The sequence below is a fragment of the Pelagibius sp. genome, from assembly GCF_965249265.1.
Lineage (GTDB): Bacteria > Pseudomonadota > Alphaproteobacteria > Kiloniellales > Kiloniellaceae > Pelagibius.
Genome location: NZ_OZ252224.1, coordinates 5281363 through 5296901, shown reverse-complemented (window position 1 = coordinate 5296901; position 15539 = coordinate 5281363). Strand labels below are relative to the sequence as shown.

The 15539-nt window shown below is 67.2% G+C and carries 14 protein-coding genes and 1 tRNA gene; 8 read left to right on the top strand and 7 right to left on the bottom strand.

Annotated elements, in window-relative coordinates; translation table 11 throughout:
• The first annotated feature begins 29 nt into the window (after positions 1 to 29).
• A complete protein-coding gene (locus ACP146_RS24615; protein WP_422369401.1) occupies positions 30 to 323 on the top strand; it encodes a DUF1330 domain-containing protein in 294 nt (97 codons plus the stop codon).
• Between the two features lie 295 nt (positions 324 to 618).
• Here the strand turns inward: ACP146_RS24615 and ACP146_RS24610 are convergent, their stop codons facing one another.
• Together ACP146_RS24610 and ACP146_RS24605 are read right to left on the bottom strand one after the other, a co-directional pair.
• On the bottom strand, positions 619 to 1749 hold the full coding sequence (locus ACP146_RS24610) for a glycine cleavage T C-terminal barrel domain-containing protein (protein WP_422369400.1): 1131 nt from the start codon (positions 1747 to 1749) through the stop codon (positions 619 to 621).
• Between the two features lie 181 nt (positions 1750 to 1930).
• Positions 1931 to 2605 carry a hypothetical protein gene (locus ACP146_RS24605; RefSeq protein ID WP_425032975.1) on the bottom strand — a complete coding sequence of 225 codons (675 nt, stop codon included), beginning with the start codon at positions 2603 to 2605 and terminating at the stop codon, positions 1931 to 1933.
• Positions 2606 to 3022: 417 nt separating this feature from the next.
• Between ACP146_RS24605 and trhA the strand changes: the two genes are divergently transcribed.
• The gene (gene trhA, locus ACP146_RS24600; protein ID WP_422369398.1) at positions 3023 to 3682 is read left to right on the top strand and encodes a PAQR family membrane homeostasis protein TrhA; all 660 of its coding nucleotides are present in this window, start codon (positions 3023 to 3025) and stop codon (positions 3680 to 3682) included.
• 39 nt (positions 3683 to 3721) lie between these two features.
• On the opposite strand, the gene ACP146_RS24595 is transcribed toward trhA, so the two are convergent.
• From ACP146_RS24595 to hemC, 5 genes are all read right to left on the bottom strand, one after another.
• Positions 3722 to 3797 (bottom strand) — tRNA-Thr (locus ACP146_RS24595).
• Positions 3798 to 4024: 227 nt separating this feature from the next.
• Positions 4025 to 5740, bottom strand: a complete 1716-nt coding sequence (locus tag ACP146_RS24590) for a heme biosynthesis protein HemY (RefSeq protein ID WP_422369397.1) — start codon at positions 5738 to 5740, stop codon at positions 4025 to 4027.
• A gap of 2 nt (positions 5741 to 5742) precedes the next feature.
• Positions 5743 to 7356 (bottom strand): COG4223 family protein, encoded by a 1614-nt coding sequence (locus tag ACP146_RS24585; protein ID WP_422369396.1) that lies wholly within the window; start codon positions 7354 to 7356, stop codon positions 5743 to 5745.
• Positions 7357 to 7491: 135 nt separating this feature from the next.
• Entirely contained in the window at positions 7492 to 8220 is a 729-nt protein-coding gene (locus ACP146_RS24580) for a uroporphyrinogen-III synthase (RefSeq protein ID WP_422369395.1), read from the bottom strand.
• A gap of 24 nt (positions 8221 to 8244) precedes the next feature.
• Positions 8245 to 9192, bottom strand: a complete 948-nt coding sequence (gene hemC, locus ACP146_RS24575) for a hydroxymethylbilane synthase (RefSeq protein WP_422369394.1) — start codon at positions 9190 to 9192, stop codon at positions 8245 to 8247.
• Positions 9193 to 9292: 100 nt separating this feature from the next.
• Here hemC and tsaD point away from each other — a divergent pair, with 100 nt between their 5' ends.
• The 6 genes from tsaD (at position 9293) to ACP146_RS24545 (ending at position 15371) form a co-directional block, all read left to right on the top strand.
• Entirely contained in the window at positions 9293 to 10411 is a 1119-nt protein-coding gene (gene tsaD, locus ACP146_RS24570; RefSeq protein WP_422369393.1) for a tRNA (adenosine(37)-N6)-threonylcarbamoyltransferase complex transferase subunit TsaD, read from the top strand.
• Positions 10408 to 11418: an NAD(P)H-dependent glycerol-3-phosphate dehydrogenase gene (locus ACP146_RS24565; RefSeq protein ID WP_422369697.1), complete on the top strand. Its 1011-nt coding sequence runs from the start codon at positions 10408 to 10410 to the stop codon at positions 11416 to 11418. Before tsaD ends, ACP146_RS24565 begins: the two co-directional genes overlap by 4 nt.
• A 64-nt stretch (positions 11419 to 11482) precedes the next feature.
• Positions 11483 to 11761 carry a YciI family protein gene (locus ACP146_RS24560; protein ID WP_422369392.1) on the top strand — a complete coding sequence of 93 codons (279 nt, stop codon included), beginning with the start codon at positions 11483 to 11485 and terminating at the stop codon, positions 11759 to 11761.
• Entirely contained in the window at positions 11761 to 12177 is a 417-nt protein-coding gene (locus ACP146_RS24555; RefSeq protein WP_422369391.1) for an EVE domain-containing protein, read from the top strand. Before ACP146_RS24560 ends, ACP146_RS24555 begins: the two co-directional genes overlap by 1 nt.
• Positions 12178 to 12450: 273 nt before the next feature.
• Positions 12451 to 14394: an acetate--CoA ligase gene (gene acs, locus ACP146_RS24550; protein WP_422369390.1), complete on the top strand. Its 1944-nt coding sequence runs from the start codon at positions 12451 to 12453 to the stop codon at positions 14392 to 14394.
• A 341-nt stretch (positions 14395 to 14735) separates the two neighbouring features.
• Positions 14736 to 15371 (top strand): hypothetical protein, encoded by a 636-nt coding sequence (locus ACP146_RS24545; RefSeq protein WP_422369389.1) that lies wholly within the window; start codon positions 14736 to 14738, stop codon positions 15369 to 15371.
• Positions 15372 to 15539 lie beyond the last annotated feature (168 nt).

Below are 15539 nucleotides of genomic sequence, written 5' to 3'. Positions count from 1 at the left end.
CAAACACCCTATCTGTGGAGACGATACCCATGGCCGCCTACATCATTGCGCATCTGGACGTGACCAACCCAGAAGCCTTCGAAGCCTACCGTGAGGCGGTCCCCGCCGTCGTCGCCGATCACGGCGGCCGTTACCTGGTGCGCGGCGCGGAGGTCGACGTGCTGGAAGGCGACTGGGAAATCCCGCGGCTGATCATCCTGGAGTTTCCCGACAAGGCGGCCGCCGAGGGCTTCTACCACTCCGAGGAGTATCAGGAGATCCTGCCGCTGCGTCTGGAGAACGCCGATGGCGCCGTGGTGATCGTCGAAGGCATCGAGGAGTAGTGGGGTTGCCTGCACAAAACGCCCGGCGCTCCTTCTTGTGACCATGACAACAGAGTCGCATTTCTTGGGCAAGGGCCTTAACCGGAAAGACTGTCACCCCCACCCCGGCCCTCCCCCATCAAAAGAGGGAGGGGGAAGTCTTTGGCCAGGTTTTGTGAGAATCCCCTCCCCCCTTGATGGGGGGAGGTCGGGAGGGGGGTGAGCCCCATGCACGAAGACTGTCTCGCAAAGTCCGCGTAACACGCAGCCGAACAACGGGAAACCTGATCCGTGACGACAGAAAACCGCCGCCGCCTTAAACCGTCTTCTTGCTGATGAAGGGCAGTGGCGAAACCGTCGCCTCCAAGGGCACGGCGTCGGTCTGCACGGTGAGGACCGATCCCTCGGTGACATGTTCGACCGGCACCAGGGCAAGGGCGATGGTCTGCTCCAGGCTGGGGGAATAGACGGCGCTGGTGATTCGTCCCGCGGGCCTATCGTCAAGGGTGATCGCGGCGCGCTCAAGGCTCGGCACCACGGCGGGGCCGCCTTCCACCGTCAGGCCGACGAGGCGCTGGCGGATGCCCTCTTCCTTGATCCGTTTCAACGCCGCCTTGCCGATGAAGTCGGCTTCCTGTTCCAGGTCGACGAGACGGCCCAGATTCATCTCATAGGGATTGTTGTCCAGGTTCATGTCGGCGCCGTAAGACAGCAGCCCACCTTCGATGCGGCGGATCGCCGAGGGCGTGGCCGGGGCAATGCCGTGGGGGCTGCCGGCCTCCATGATCGTCTCCCAGAGCCGGTCGCCGTCGTCGCTGTTCTGCAGATAGATCTCATAGCCGCGCTCGCCGCTCCAGCCGGTGCGCGAGACGATCAAGGGCATGCCGGCCAGCTCGAATTCGCCGAACCGGAAATACTTCAGGTCGTTCAGGGCCGATCCGAACAGCGCCTCGCCCACCATCGCCGCCAGCGGCCCCTGAAGCTGCAGCGGGGAGACGTCGGGCTCGAAGACCTCGACATCGTAGTTGCCGAAATAGGCGACGCCCTTGGCCCAGAACAGCACGTCGCTGTCGGCCAGCGACAGCCAGTAGCGGTCCTCCGCCAGCTTCAGCAGCAGGGGGTCGTTGAGGATGCCGCCCTTCTCGTCGGTCATCATCAGGTACTTGCACTGGCCGACCGCACAGCTCGAAAGATCGCGCGGCGAAAGCAGCTGTACGAAGCGCGCGGCGTCCGGACCGACAATCTCCACCTGGCGCTCCACCGCCACGTCCCAGAGCGTGACACCGTTCACCAGGTTCCAGTAGTCAGCTTCCGGGCTCTGGTAATAGAGCGGCATGTACATGTGATTGTAGACCGAATAGGCCTTGCAGCCGTAACGCTGGGTCGCGGCGAAGTAGGGCGAGCGGCGCACCCGCGCCGAAATCACGATGTTGGAAAGCACGGACACGGGCCACCTCCCTCTAACGGCAAAGGGGCCGGTGTTCAGGTGCACTCCCTCGAACGGGAAGCGTCCTTCCACCAGCCTCGTTGCTGCGAAGGATTGCTACATCGCCTGGCCGCTGTCGCCTCTCTGGGCGACATGCGATCCGTCTCTGGGCGACGTCCTTACCCGGTGGGAGACGGCTCGCTCAGAGCATGGAGTCGACGAAGCCCGGCGGAATCCACCCGGCGCGCCATTCCTCCAGCGACACCACATGGGCCGGGCGGCCGTTGTCCTCGAACCAGGTGTCCACGGCATAGGCCTTGCCGGTCTTGATCTCCGTCACCACGGCGGTCTGGTGCGGCCAGTCGCCGTCCAGAAGCAGGCCGCGGCCGGCCCAGCCTTCCAGCTTGTGCCAGCGCAGATAGCCGGCCTTGGCCATCAGGGTGAGATAGACCGAGGTGTTGCTTGTCTCGTCGACACAGTCGAACTGGTGGTTGCCGCTGAAGGCCGTGAAGGTGCCGCCCAGGTCCTTATGGGTGCCGGTCTTGCGGCCCACCGTCTCTTCCAGAATCGCGGTCGCCATGGCGATCCGCGCGCGCTCGATGTCGGCGGAGGCCGCCGGTTCGGCGAAGATGTCCGCCACCCGGTCCCACTCCACCGCGGTCAGAGAGACCTCGGAGGTCAGTCGGCAGCCATGGCCGTGGCAGATCTCGAAACCGTCCGGCTTGGCATCGGTGAAGTTGCGCTGCGCCATCAGGGCGTCGTAGTCGCCGCCCGGCGTGCCGCAGGCCGCAAGTCCCAGAAGCAAGCCCGCCGCCAGGGCAAGTTTGCCCCGGGCAACCTTGTCGCCCATCATTTTCGTCATCTTTGCTGACATCATTGAACTCCCCCGACTTCATCGCGGCCCGGCGCGCTGACGACTGTGAATGCCCGCATTTAATCATCCCGGCAAGCCCCCCGCAAAGTCACAGAGGTGTTACGGGCCCTGACATCTCGTCCATATCACGGAGATCCGTTGCAGGATTCCTGCTTTCAACGGCAAGCAGCTTGGCGCTGCGAAGATGTCACCCCCACCCCGACCCTCCCCCATCGAAAGGGGGAGGGAGATGATTTGGGGCAGATTAAGGAACCCCTCCCCATAGAAGAATGGGACGGGACAGCATAAGAGAACCCCTCCCCCCTTGATGGGGGGAGGCCGGGAGGGGGGTGAGCCCCACGTCGCAACGCCCGCCATATCTCGCCGCCGCCAGCCGGAAAACCATTGAAGTGAGACGCGGAGGCCCCAGAATGAGCGCCGATGCGCGAACCCTTCACCTTTCCGCAGTATGCCGCCGCCGAGCGGCGGGCCGACGCCCTCGTCCACCTGCTGGGGGTGAGCGCCAGCCTGGCGGCCTTCCCGGTTCTGGCCCTGCTGGCCCTGCCGCAGGGCTCGGCGCTTTCGATCCTCAGCCTGGCGGTCTACGGCATCGGCCTGATCGCGGTCTTCGGCTTCTCCGCCGCCTATAACCTGGTGCAGCGGCCGGACTGGAAGGAAATCCTCCGCCGCCTGGATCACGCGTCGATCTTCGTGATGATCGCCGGCACCTACACGCCCTTTTCGCTGGTGGTCATCGGCGGTCCCTGGGGCCTGGCGCTGCTGGCGGCGGTCTGGGCCGTGGCGGCGCTCGGGGTGACGCTGAAGCTGTTTCTGCCGCGGCGTTTCGAGCGCGCCGCCATCGCGCTCTACCTGGCCCAGGGCTGGGCCATCCTGGTGGTGGTGGAGCCGCTGGTCGCCGCTCTTTCGACAGCGGCCCTGGTGCTGCTGGTGACCGGCGGCCTGCTCTACACCCTCGGGGTGGTCTTTCACCTCTGGCGGCAGTTGCCCTATCACAACGCCATCTGGCATCTGATGGTGCTGGCCGCCGCCGCCTGCCACTACGCCGCCATCCTGGAGGCCGTGGCGCTGCGGCTGGCGTAATGTCGAGACTGTTCGATAGGGAAACGGTCGAGGGGAGAATGGTGCCGCCTGGGTGACTTGAACACCCGACCCCCGCATTACGAATGCGATGCTCTACCAGCTGAGCTAAGGCGGCCCAATGGCCGGAGCGAAACCCCGGCGACCTGAATCGGGCGGAGATTACGGCGAAGCCGCGATCAAGGCAAGACCCGCAAAGGGATCGTTCCGACAGCCCGAAAGCCCGCAATCCTTAGGCCTTCCGCCTTAACCCAGGGTTAATGGTCAGCCGTCGCTGACCGCTTTGGATGGTCGGCGCCAGCCCGCTTCGATGCCAGCCCGCTTCAACGAACATCGAAAAAACATCTAAGGCCGGGGCGGGACGTAGCCTTCGACGGCGGAGGCCTCGTCGGGATCGTCGTCTTCTTCGATCCTGACGTCCGACGGTTGCGGGCCGTTGGGGCCTGCCGGCGGAACAGGGGCCGAGGGAACAGGGACCGGCGGAGCAGGGCTCTTGGCCGCCACAGGGGGCGCAGAAGTCGGCGCAGGTTTCGGGGCCGGTTTCGGGGCCGGTTTCGCCGCCGGCAGCGCAGGCGCCTTTTCCTCCGCCGCCGGTTTGGACGGCTCGGCCGGGGCACAGTCCGGAAGCGGCGGCTGATCCGGCAGCGGCGCCAGGGTGATCTTCCCCGGCCCCTCTGCCGCTTTGGCCGCCGGCTTGTGAGCCGGCTTGGCCGTAATGCGGGCGACGGCGGAACCGTCCCCGGTCAGCGCGGCCATGCCGACCCGCCGCGGCGCGCGCCAGGCAAGGCTGTCGAAAGCGCCGCAGGCCCCGCAGTCGACGCTCCAGTCATTGGCCACCGCGCCGCAGGTGTTGCAGACCCAGGCGGGGTCGCCGGGTGCGTGGGCGGCCTGTTCGAGCCAGACCCGCGCGGCCTCGCTGTCGCCGCGCTCGGCCTCCTCCAGCTTCGCCATGAGGCGGCAGACCTGGGCGCGGGCCGGGTCTTCGCCGTCGAGGGTGACCAGAATCCCCAGATGCCGCCGCGCCTCGCCCCAGAGCGCCGCCTCCAGGTTGGCCTCGGCCAGGACCAGATGGCTGTCGCGGTGGTTCGGATTCAGGCCGGCCAGTTTGGTGAAGCGCTTCACCTGCTCCAGGGGCTTGGCGGCCGGCACGGCCTTGCGGTAAAGCGCCGCCAGTTCCGCCGAGGGGGTGCGCGGCCAGGAGCGCTCCACCACCTTGGCGGCTTCGCGATAGCGCTCGCTCTCCACCGCGAGGCGGGCATGCAGCACGGCGGCGGCCAGGAAATCGGGATCGGCCTTGTCAGCGGCCCGGGCCAGCGACAGGGCCTCGTCCCGGCGCCCCTCGGCCAGGGCCATTTCCGCCTTGGCGAGGGTGATGACGGCGCCGTTGTGCTCCGCCTCCGGCTTGGGCAGGGCCTTGATCTTCGCCGCCTGTTTCAATGCCGAAGCGGCCGCGTCGTAGTCGCCTGTCCGCTCGCTCAGCTCGAAGAGGTTGGTCACCACCCAGGGGGTCTTGGGACGCAGGGCATGGGCTTCGCGGACATAGCCCAGGGCGCGCCGGTCGTCGCCGGCCTTCAGCGCCTGCATGACGAGACCGCGCAGGCCGAGGAAGCGGGTTTCCGGCTTCTCCAGCATGGCTTCGAAGTACTTCTCTGCCGCCTTCTCATCGCCGCCGAGCTGGGCCGCCTGGGCCGAGAGCAGCAGCGTCAGGGGTGGGTCCTCCAGCAGGGAATCGGCCTTGCGCGCCCAGCGCGCCGCCTCCTGCGCGTCGCCGGCGGCAACCGCCACCATGCCCTGGCTGAGGGCGCGGAAACCGCGTTTGCGCCGGCCCGCGGCAAAGGCCCGCCCGATGCTGCCCGGCGTGCCGAGGATGAGGGTGATGACCCGGTAGATCAGGATCACGGCAATGGAGAGCAGCACCCCGGCCAGCACCAGAATGCCGACCGGCGGCTCCATGCGGTAGCCGAGCCACTCGATGGAAATTCGCCCGGGATTTTCCGCCAGCCAGAAAGCGGCCAGCGCCGCCAGCGCGGCCAGGACCACAAAGACAATGACGCGGCGCATGGTCAGCCGTCCGCCGTCGTGCGGAACCGTTCCGACACCAGGGCGCCGAGGCGGCTGACCGCCTGGTTGGCGGCGATCCGCGCTTCGGCGTCGCTGCGCCAGGCCGCCGCGGCCTCCGCCGCCGCCCCGCTGAGAGCATTCAATTCTTCGAGCGCGCCGGCGAGGTCGCCGTCGTTCAGCTTTACCTCCGCCCGCGCCGCCACGGCTGTAGGCTGACCGCCCTCCACCAGCCCAACGGGGCGCAGGTTCACCGCCTCCGACAGGCGCCGCAGTACGCCGGCGGACCAGCCTTCGCCCTCCTCACCCAACTCGATCGCCGCGATCCGCCGCGCCACATCGGGAAAGGCGGCCTGCAGATCGGCGATGCTGGGCAGCCCGGCCGGGGCACGGCGCTCCAGCGGCGCGATGACCGCCGCCAGTTCCGCATCCTCACCGGTCAGGTTCTGCAGCATGCGCAGAGGTTCTTCGTAAGGCCCCGAGCCGCGGATCGCGTCGCGCAGCTGCAGCATGGCCAGCAGCATCAGGGTTTCCTCGCTGCCCGGCGCCGCCGCCTGCCCCGCGGCCACCCCGGCCAGCGCACCCTCCGCCGCCTCCAGACGCGCCGCCAGTTCGGTTTGGGTCGTGAGCATCTCGTCGAGCCGGGCCGCTTCGCCGCTGAGCCGCATGGTCAGGGCCTCGGTCGGCGCCCCGGCCGCCGCCTGCCCTTCCTCAAGCGCCTGCAGACGGTCGGTCATACGGGCCAGACTGGCGCTCAGGGATTCAAGCGCGGCGCGGGTTTCCGGATCCTGTCCGGCGCCTTGGGAAACCGCCGATTCCAGCGTCGTCAGGCGATCGCCGAGTTCCCGGACCGCACCGGAGCTGTCGGGCGGCAAGCCGGCCTGCACCTCCGCCAAACGGGCGTCCAGCCCGGCCAGCGCCTCGGTTATCGCCGGGTCCTGCCGGCCGCTTTGCGGGTCGACCAGCGGCAGCCAGAAGTCCCGGCTGTAGACCGCCGCGCCCCCCACCACCAGGGCCAGGACGACGCCGAGAACCAAACCGCCCAGCAGCGAGCCGGAAGACCGCCGCCCGCCACCATCCGCCGCTGTGGATGTCTTGGAAGCGGTTTTCCCTGCATCAGCCGGGGAGGAACCGGCCGGCCCCGATTGAGATGATGCCGACCCAGACGGTCCCGACTGAGACGGTCCCGACTGAGACGATCCCGGGCGGGCGGAAGCCGCACTGGCGCGCGAAGCCATGGAGCCACCCGCCGCCGGACGGGCCTGCCCCTGATCCGCCGCTGGTTTCTTTTCCGAAGAGGTCGCTTCGGCTGCGGCTTCGATCACCGGCGGCGGCGTCACTGCGGCGTCCGGCTGCGCCGAGGCGCGCAACAGGTCGGGATCCAGGGCCAGGTCCTTCTTCGCGGCGGCGGCGCGGATCTGATCATGCCGGTTGGCGGGGATCGACGCGCGCTCCTTCCAGCCCTGAACCGTGGAGACGGCCACCCCCAGGTCCTTCGCCATCGGCCGGATGCCGCCGAAGCGTTCGATCACCGCAATCGCCGGTGCGACCTTGTCCGCCCCTGCCTTGCTTTCCTCTTCAGCGGCTGACTTGCCGCTCTGCCCTTCGGACTCTGCCATAATCCCCGCAGGTACCTTCCCGCCCATGTAAGTTTGGCCCGCCTGTATAAGTTTGGCTGGCCTAAATATTCAATTCCCGCAAAATAAACACGGTACCGGTTCTGCCGTCGCTTCGCTGCAATGCAACAGCCCCCATTACGCGCCGCTCTCAGCCCAAGCGTCAAGCCGCGCCAGCAGGGATTCCTGATCCGGCCGCCCGGCGGTCAGAACCGCCTGCCAGGGCAGGACTGAAATCCGCTCCGCCACCGCCTCGCTGAGACAAAGCGCCGTCATGCTGTTGCAGGCCCGGGCCAGCCCTGCAGCCCCGATCAGGCTAACAAAGGTGGCTGCGGTGCGGGGTGAGAAAAGTGTCACCGCGTCGATCAATTCTGAATTGAGCCGCGCACAGAAATCCGCCGAAAACCGCGCTGCCGCCTCGGCATCGTAGATCACCGCGCGCAGCACCTCGAAGCCGGCGGCCTCCAGCCCGCCTTTCAGATCGCCGGCCAGCTTGCTCGCCGCCGGCTGCAGCAGCGGCCCGGCCGCCGGTGAGAGTTCTGCGCCGGCCATGCGGGCCAGATCCTCGACCGTACCGGCAGCGGAACGGACCTGGGGAAACCCGGCAGCACGGGCCGCTGCTGCAGAGGCATCGCCCACCGCATAGACCGGCAGATCGCGGCGCGGATCGAGCGCGGCGAAAGCGCGCAGGCCGTTGGCGGAGGTGATCAACAGGGCCTGGGCCTTCTCGTGTCCCTCGGGCCAGACAACGGGACGGCGCGGCACGATGGTCAGAAGCGGCTCCAGACAGACCTCATGGCCCCGCGCCTCCAGGGCCGTCACGAGCTCCGCCGCATCGTCCTGCGGACGGGTGACGGCGATCAGCATCCGCCCCCTCCCTGCCTGCAAAACTCAGTGGCCGGTGACGGCGTCATGAAAGTCCGGCCCGGCGGCCTTGCGCAGTTCCTGGCCCAAGGCCTCACCGAGGCCGGCGGCGTCCTTTGCCGAGCCCATGATGTCGGCCTTGTAGACCGCCGAGCCGTCGGGCAGGGCAACGAGGCCGCGCAGACGCAGGGAATCGTTGTCGCCGAGTTCGGCCAGGCCGGCGATGGGGGTGCGGCAGGAGCCCTCCATGATCGTCAGGAAAGCCCGTTCCGCCACCACCCTGCGGCCGCTGTCGATACAGCTGATGGCATCCAGCAGGCCGCGGGTCCGGTCGTCATCCGCACGCATCTCCAGGCCGATCGCGCCCTGCGCCACGGCGGGCAGCATTTCTTCCGTCGACAGGGCGGCGGTGATCTTGTCGGCCAGGCCAAGGCGTTTCAGCCCGGCAACCGCCAGCAGCGTCGCGTCGAAACGGCCCTCCGCCAGCTTGCGCAGACGGGTGTCGACGTTGCCGCGGATCGGCTCCACCCGCAGGTCGGGACGGGCGATCAAGACCTGGGCCTGACGGCGCAGCGACGACGTACCCACAAGGGCATCCGCCGGCAAGGCCGCCAGACTGTCGCCGTGGGGTGAGAAAAAGGCATCGCGCGGGTCTTCGCGCGGCAGCACGTGATCGACCACCAGGCCGTCGGGCAGCCAGGTCGGCACGTCCTTCATGGAATGAACGGCGGCGTCGATCTCACCGGCGATCAGCGCCTCCTCGATCTCCTTGGTGAAAAGACCCTTGCCGCCGATCTCCGCCAGCGCGCGGTCCTGTACCCTGTCGCCGGTGGTCTTGATGACCACGATTTCCACGGCGTCTTCCTCGGCCAATGCGCCATGGGCCTCGCCGAGGCGGCGGCGGACCTCACGGGCCTGGGTCAGGGCCAGGGGACTGCCGCGGGTACCCAGGCGGAACTTCGCTTTGCTGGTCATGGCGGCAAGCTTTAGGGGCTTTGGCGGACGCACGCAAGCGGCAGCGCCGTGCTGGCGTCACCCCTGGCGTCATAGGGGGCGAGGCACTATGGTCCGGCTCATGATCGAACCTGCCACGACAGCGCAAAACCCGACCGTTTTGGGAATCGAAACCTCCTGCGACGAAACCGCCGCTGCGGTGGTGACCGGCGACGGCGAAATCCTCGCCAACCTTGTGCTCTCGCAGCTCGACGAGCACCGCCCCTACGGCGGCGTGGTGCCGGAGATTGCGGCGCGCAGCCACCTCGATCACATCGACCGGCTGGTGGAACAGGCCATGGCCGAAGCGGGGCTGGCGTTTGCGGACCTGGATGGTATCGCGGTGACCGCAGGGCCGGGCCTGATCGGCGGCGTCTTCGTCGGCGTGATGACCGCCAAGGCCATCGCCCTGGCCTGGGATCGTCCCTTCATCGCGGTGAACCATCTGGAGGGCCATGCCCTGACCGCACGGCTGGGAAGCGATCTGACCTTTCCCTACCTGCTGCTGCTGGTTTCCGGCGGACACTGCCAGTTGCTGGCGGTGCAGGGCGTCGGCCGCTACCGGCGCCTCGGCGGCACCATCGACGATGCCGTAGGCGAAGCCTTCGACAAGACCGCCAAGCTGCTCGGCCTCGGCTACCCCGGCGGCCCGGCGGTGGAGGCTGCGGCGGCCAAAGGCGATGCCGCCGCCTTCGACCTGCCGCGGCCGATGCTGGGGCGGCCCGGCCTCGACTTCTCCTTCTCCGGCCTCAAGACCGCAGTGCGTCATGCTGCGGAGGCGGCCGGGCTGCTCGACAACGCGTCCGGGAACCCATCGGGTGACCCGGCCAAGAAAGCCGACCTCGCCGCCGCCTTTCAACAGGCCGTCGGCGACATCCTGGCGGAGCGCTGCGGCAAGGCGCTGGATCTGTTCCGGGAGCGTTACGGCAAGCCCGGACCGCTGGTGGTGGCCGGCGGGGTCGCCGCCAACAGTCATCTGCGCGACCGTCTGAGCGGCGTGGCCCGGGCTGCGCGCAGCGAACTGCTGGCCCCGCCGCCGGCCCTCTGTACGGACAACGCCGCGATGATCGCCTGGGCCGGGGTCGAGCGCCTGCGCCTCGGCCTCACCGACCCGCTGGATACGGCGGCCCGCCCGCGCTGGCCGCTGGAAGAGCTCCAGGGCGCGGCGGCAACAGCCCCAAGATCGGCAGAAGCGGGCTGACCGGCGCTATGCAGCATCTCGGCATTATCGGCGCGGGTTCCTGGGGCACGGCCCTCGCCGTGGCCTGCCGCCGCGCCGGACGCCGGGTGACGCTCTGGGGCCGCGACGCAGAGGCGATGGCGGCTATGGCCGAGCAGCGGGAGAACCGCCGCTACCTGCCGGATATCACTCTCGACCCCGAGATCCAGGTTACCGCCGAACCCGGCGACCTGGCCGCTGCCGAGGCCTGCCTGCTGGTGGTTCCCGCCCAGGCGCTGCGCGCCACGGCCGCCAAGCTTGCGCCGGTTTTGCCGCAGCGCCTTCCCGTGGTGCTCTGCGCCAAGGGGATCGAACAACACAGCGGCCTGCTGATGACCGAGGTCGCCGCCGAGGCGCTGCCCGGCCATCCCCTCGCCGTGCTCTCCGGCCCGACCTTTGCGGCGGAGGTCGCCCGTGGCCTGCCGACCGCCGTCACCCTGGCCAGCGCAGATCGCGCGCTGGCCGACGTTCTGGCCGGGGCCATCGGCGGACGCAGCTTCCGCCCCTATGTCTCCGACGATCCCCTGGGGGCGGAGATCGGCGGCGCGGTGAAGAACGTGCTGGCCATCGCCTGCGGCATCGTCGCCGGGCGCAGGCTGGGCGACAACGCCGGCGCCGCCCTGATCACCCGCGGACTGGCGGAGATGACACGCCTCTGCCTGGCGCGCGGCGGCAAGGCTGAAACCATGATGGGCCTCGCCGGGCTCGGCGACCTGACCCTCACCTGCACAGCCCGGCAGTCGCGCAACTTCACCTTCGGCCTCGCGCTCGGTGAAGGACAGACGCCGGACGCCGCCCAGGCAGCCAGCCGCGGCGTCGTCGAGGGCCGCTTCTCCGCCGCCGCGGTGCTGTCCATGGCCGAGCGCCTGGGCATCGAGATGCCGATCTGCGGCGCGGTCGACCAGGTTGTGAACCGGGGCGCCGATCTGGCCGAGACCATCGAGGGTTTGCTGGCACGGCCTTTCAAGGCCGAAGGCTTTTCGGCATAGTGCGGCCCGCCTTTAAGAACACGCCGTCAAAAAGAAGATACCGTCAATTCCAGGGAGCAGCCGTATGACCTTCGTTCTCTATTGCGTCGATAAGCCGGACCACGGTCATGTCCGCGCCGAAAACCGCCCGGCCCACATCGACTATCTGAAGGAAAACATCGATCGCATCGTCATCGCCGGGCCGATGACCAGCGACGACGGCGAGACGGTCAAAGGCAGCGTCATCGTCGTCAACGATACGGCCCGCGCCGAGGCCGAAGCCTTCGCCGCCGGCGACCCCTATGCGAAAGCCGGGCTCTTCGACAGCGTGACCATCACTGCATACAAGAAGGTGCTGCCCTGATGGCGTATTGGCTGATGAAGTCGGAGCCGGGGACCTGGTCCTGGGACGATCAGGTGAAGGCGGGCACCGCCGAGTGGGACGGGGTGCGCAACTATCAGGCGTCCAACAACATGAAGGCCATGGAACTGGGCGACCTGGTTTTCTTCTACCACTCGGTGAACGAAAAGCAGATCGTCGGCATCTGCGAGGTGGCGAAGCTCTATTACCCCGACCCCACGGACAAGAGCGGGCGCTTCGGCATGGTCGACGTGAAGGCGATAAAGCCTTTCACCGAGCCGGTGACCCTGGCCCAGATCAAGGCCGAACCGCGCCTGGAGGATCTGGCGCTGGTGCGCCAGTCGCGGCTTTCGGTGCTGCCGGTGAAAAAGGCGGAATGGGCGCTGATCTGCAAGATGGGTAAGACCAAGGTCGCATAGAGCAGATCCGGGTTTGATGGAATCGCATGAGCGATCCATCAAACCCGGATCTGCTCTAACTATTTGACGTAGAGCGGATTCAGATGTTTGGACGCAAACACGAAAGTGTTTCCGTCTAAACATGATCCGCTCTAGGCAGCTCTGCCGCGACAGGGCCGCCGGCCTTGTTTCCTGCCGGTTTTCCAGAAATAATCGGGGAAATTAAAGAAGACGGCAGCAGGGCTAACAAGGCCGTCCGGATGTTCCGATCCTAGCAGGGAGGCCGCCAGAGCCATGTACGAACCCCATGTATTTCCCGTGCCCGCCGAAACGGCCGAGAGCGCCTGGTGCGACGAGGCCGGCTATTTCAAGCTCTATGAGCAGTCGATCGCCGACCCGGAGGCCTTTTGGGCCGAGCACGGCAAGCGGATCCACTGGTTCAAGCCCTTCACCCAGGTCAAGGACGTCAACTTCGGGCCCGGCGACGTCAGCATCAAGTGGTTCGCCGACGGCACCACCAACGCCAGCTACAGCTGTATCGACCGCCACCTGCCGGCCAAGAAGGACGACATCGCCATCATCTGGGAGGGCGACGATCCCTCTGAGTCAAAGCACATCAGCTACGGCGAACTGCACGAGAACGTCTGCCGGCTGGCCAACGCGCTGAAGGCGCGCGGCGTGAAAAAGGGCGACCGGGTCACGCTCTACATGCCGATGATCCCCGAGGCCGCCTACGCCATGCTGGCCTGCGCGCGCATCGGCGCCATCCATTCCGTGGTCTTCGGCGGCTTCTCGCCGGACGCCCTGGCCGGGCGTATTCAGGATTGCGAGTCCAACTGCGTCATCACCGCCGACGAGGGCCTGCGCGGCGGCCGCAAGGTGCCCCTGAAAGCCAATACCGACAAGGCGCTGGAAAGCTGCCCCGGTGTCGAGACGGTGATCGTCGTGCAACGGACCGGCGGGCATGTCGATTGGACCGAGGGCCGCGACGTCTGGCACGAGGACGTCTGCCAGGCCGCCGACATCGACTGCCCGGCAGAAGAAATGGAGGCCGAGGCGCCGCTGTTCATCCTCTACACCTCGGGCTCGACCGGTAAGCCGAAAGGCGTGCTGCACACCACCGGCGGCTACATGGTCTATGCCTCCATGACCCACAAGTACGTCTTCGACTATCACGACGGCGAGATCTACTGGTGCACCGCCGACGTCGGCTGGGTCACCGGCCACAGCTACATCGTCTACGGGCCGCTGGCCAACGGCGCCACTACCCTGATGTTCGAAGGCGTGCCCAACTATCCCGACGCCTCGCGCTTCTGGCAGGTCTGCGATAAGCACAAGGTGGCGATCTTCTATACCGCGCCGACGGCGATCCGCGCCCTGATGCGCGAGGGCGAGGCGCTGGTGAAGTCGACCGATCGCAGCTCCCTGCGCCTGCTCGGTTCGGTCGGCGAGCCGATCAATCCCGAAGCCTGGATGTGGTACCACGAGGTGGTGGGCGACGGACGCTGTCCCATCGTCGATACCTGGTGGCAGACCGAGACCGGCGGCATCCTGATCACGCCACTGCCCGGCGCCACACCGCTGAAGCCCGGCTCTGCGACCCGGCCCTTCTTCGGGGTGCGTCCGGTGATCGTCGACGGCGAAGGCAAGCACCTGGAAGGCGCCACCGAGGGCAACCTCTGCATCGCCGATTCCTGGCCCGGCCAGATGCGCACGGTCTACGGCGATCACGAGCGCTTCATCCAGACCTACTTCTCGACCTATCCCGGCAAGTACTTCACCGGCGACGGCTGCCGCCGCGATGCCGAGGGCTACTACTGGATTACCGGGCGGGTCGACGACGTCATCAACGTCTCCGGCCACCGCATGGGGACGGCCGAAGTGGAGTCCGCCCTGGTCGCCCACGACAAGGTCGCGGAGTCCGCCGTGGTCGGCTATCCCCACGACATCAAGGGCCAGGGCATCTACGCCTATGTCACCCTGAACGTCGGCGAGGAGCCCACCGACGACCTGCGCAAGGAACTGGTGCAGTGGGTGCGCAAGGAAATCGGCCCCATCGCCTCGCCGGACCTGATCCAGTGGGCCCCCGGCCTGCCCAAGACCCGCTCCGGCAAGATCATGCGCCGCATCCTGCGCAAGATCGCCGAGAACGAGTACGGCAGCCTGGGCGACACCTCCACCCTGGCCGACCCCGGCGTGGTCGACGAACTGATCGAAAACCGCCAGAACCGAGGGTAACGCCCATCAAGCTCTCGTTTGCGAGGCGGGCACTCTCAGCAGGTGGCTGAGATCGGACGACAGAGTCCTTGGCCATCCGTCGAGACAGTCCCTTGCGGGGCTTCCTGAGGATGAGGTCCGGCTTAACCTCATGCTGAGGAGGCGCCCTTGGTGTTTAAAGAGGGGCGCCGTCTCGAAGCATGTCTGCGCCGAATTCTCCACCATGTCAGCAGTCTGCTGGATGCCAAACGTTTCTTTTTGGCGGCGGCGCATCATCTTTGCTAGCGTCTGACTCCCGATGGGCGGGGTGGGCGAAGATGGTTGAAACACGAACGAAAAGGTCTTGGAGAGCCGGTCTGGCCTTGGCCGCAGGGTTGCTGCTGGCAGGCTGTGCCGCGACGGAATCCGAAGATCCCAACGGACGCATTGTCGCGTTGCCGCAGACCTGGGACCAGATCGATATCGGCGAAGCCGACCTCGACCTTCCCCTGACATCCCCCTTCGAAATCAGCGAACTGCGGGAGCGGGTCGGCGCCTACCAACTGTTCGAGAACTACTACAGCTTTCACGGCGTGAACGGTTTCCTCGTCACCTCGCGCGTCTTCCTGGGTCACTTCGCAAAGAACCCGACGGAGGAGGTGCGCGACGCCGAAGACTTTCTGCGTTTCGCCAGGGGCCTGCCGGTCGTCGAAGGCCGCGGGCTCAGGGTGGGCTCGGCCAAGTCTTTCAAGCTGCCCAACCTGCGCAGCGAAGGCTTCTACACCAAGGCGATCTCGGAGCAGCGGCATGAAGACTGTTTCATCTTTCGCATCGGCTATCTGCTGGTCGGCTACCATGCCCCCGAGGGTGACAGCATGGATACCATCGTCGTCGGCCAGCTCTGCGGCGACGACCTCGACGAGGCGGCGGTGCTCGACCTGCTCGCCCGCGTAAAGGTCGTCAAAGACCGCAACCAATTCCGCGAAGCTCTCTCCCGCCGCAAGATCGGCACGATCTAGCACATACACCAACCGTTACCCTCGGACTTGATCCGAGGGACCACCCTTCGAGACAGCCCTTCGGGCTTCCTCAGGGTGAGGTAGATGGCAGACCTCATGCTGAGGAGCGGCGAAGCCGCGTCTCGAAGCACCGAGTATGACGGATGATGTGTCGCCGCGCGCCGTGGG

Excerpts from the sequence above, each read along its gene's own strand:
- ACP146_RS24615 (WP_422369401.1), top strand. The coding sequence starts at position 30 with ATGGCCGCCTACATCATTGCGCATCTGGACGTGACCAACCCAGAAGCC.
- ACP146_RS24605 (WP_425032975.1), bottom strand. The coding sequence starts at position 2,605 with ATGATGTCAGCAAAGATGACGAAAATGATGGGCGACAAGGTTGCCCGG.
- trhA (WP_422369398.1), top strand. The coding sequence starts at position 3,023 with ATGCGCGAACCCTTCACCTTTCCGCAGTATGCCGCCGCCGAGCGGCGG.
- ACP146_RS24590 (WP_422369397.1), bottom strand. The coding sequence starts at position 5,740 with ATGCGCCGCGTCATTGTCTTTGTGGTCCTGGCCGCGCTGGCGGCGCTG.
- ACP146_RS24585 (WP_422369396.1), bottom strand. The coding sequence starts at position 7,356 with ATGGCAGAGTCCGAAGGGCAGAGCGGCAAGTCAGCCGCTGAAGAGGAA.
- ACP146_RS24580 (WP_422369395.1), bottom strand. The coding sequence starts at position 8,220 with ATGCTGATCGCCGTCACCCGTCCGCAGGACGATGCGGCGGAGCTCGTG.
- hemC (WP_422369394.1), bottom strand. The coding sequence starts at position 9,192 with ATGACCAGCAAAGCGAAGTTCCGCCTGGGTACCCGCGGCAGTCCCCTG.
- tsaD (WP_422369393.1), top strand. The coding sequence starts at position 9,293 with ATGATCGAACCTGCCACGACAGCGCAAAACCCGACCGTTTTGGGAATC.
- ACP146_RS24560 (WP_422369392.1), top strand. The coding sequence starts at position 11,483 with ATGACCTTCGTTCTCTATTGCGTCGATAAGCCGGACCACGGTCATGTC.
- ACP146_RS24555 (WP_422369391.1), top strand. The coding sequence starts at position 11,761 with ATGGCGTATTGGCTGATGAAGTCGGAGCCGGGGACCTGGTCCTGGGAC.
- acs (WP_422369390.1), top strand. The coding sequence starts at position 12,451 with ATGTACGAACCCCATGTATTTCCCGTGCCCGCCGAAACGGCCGAGAGC.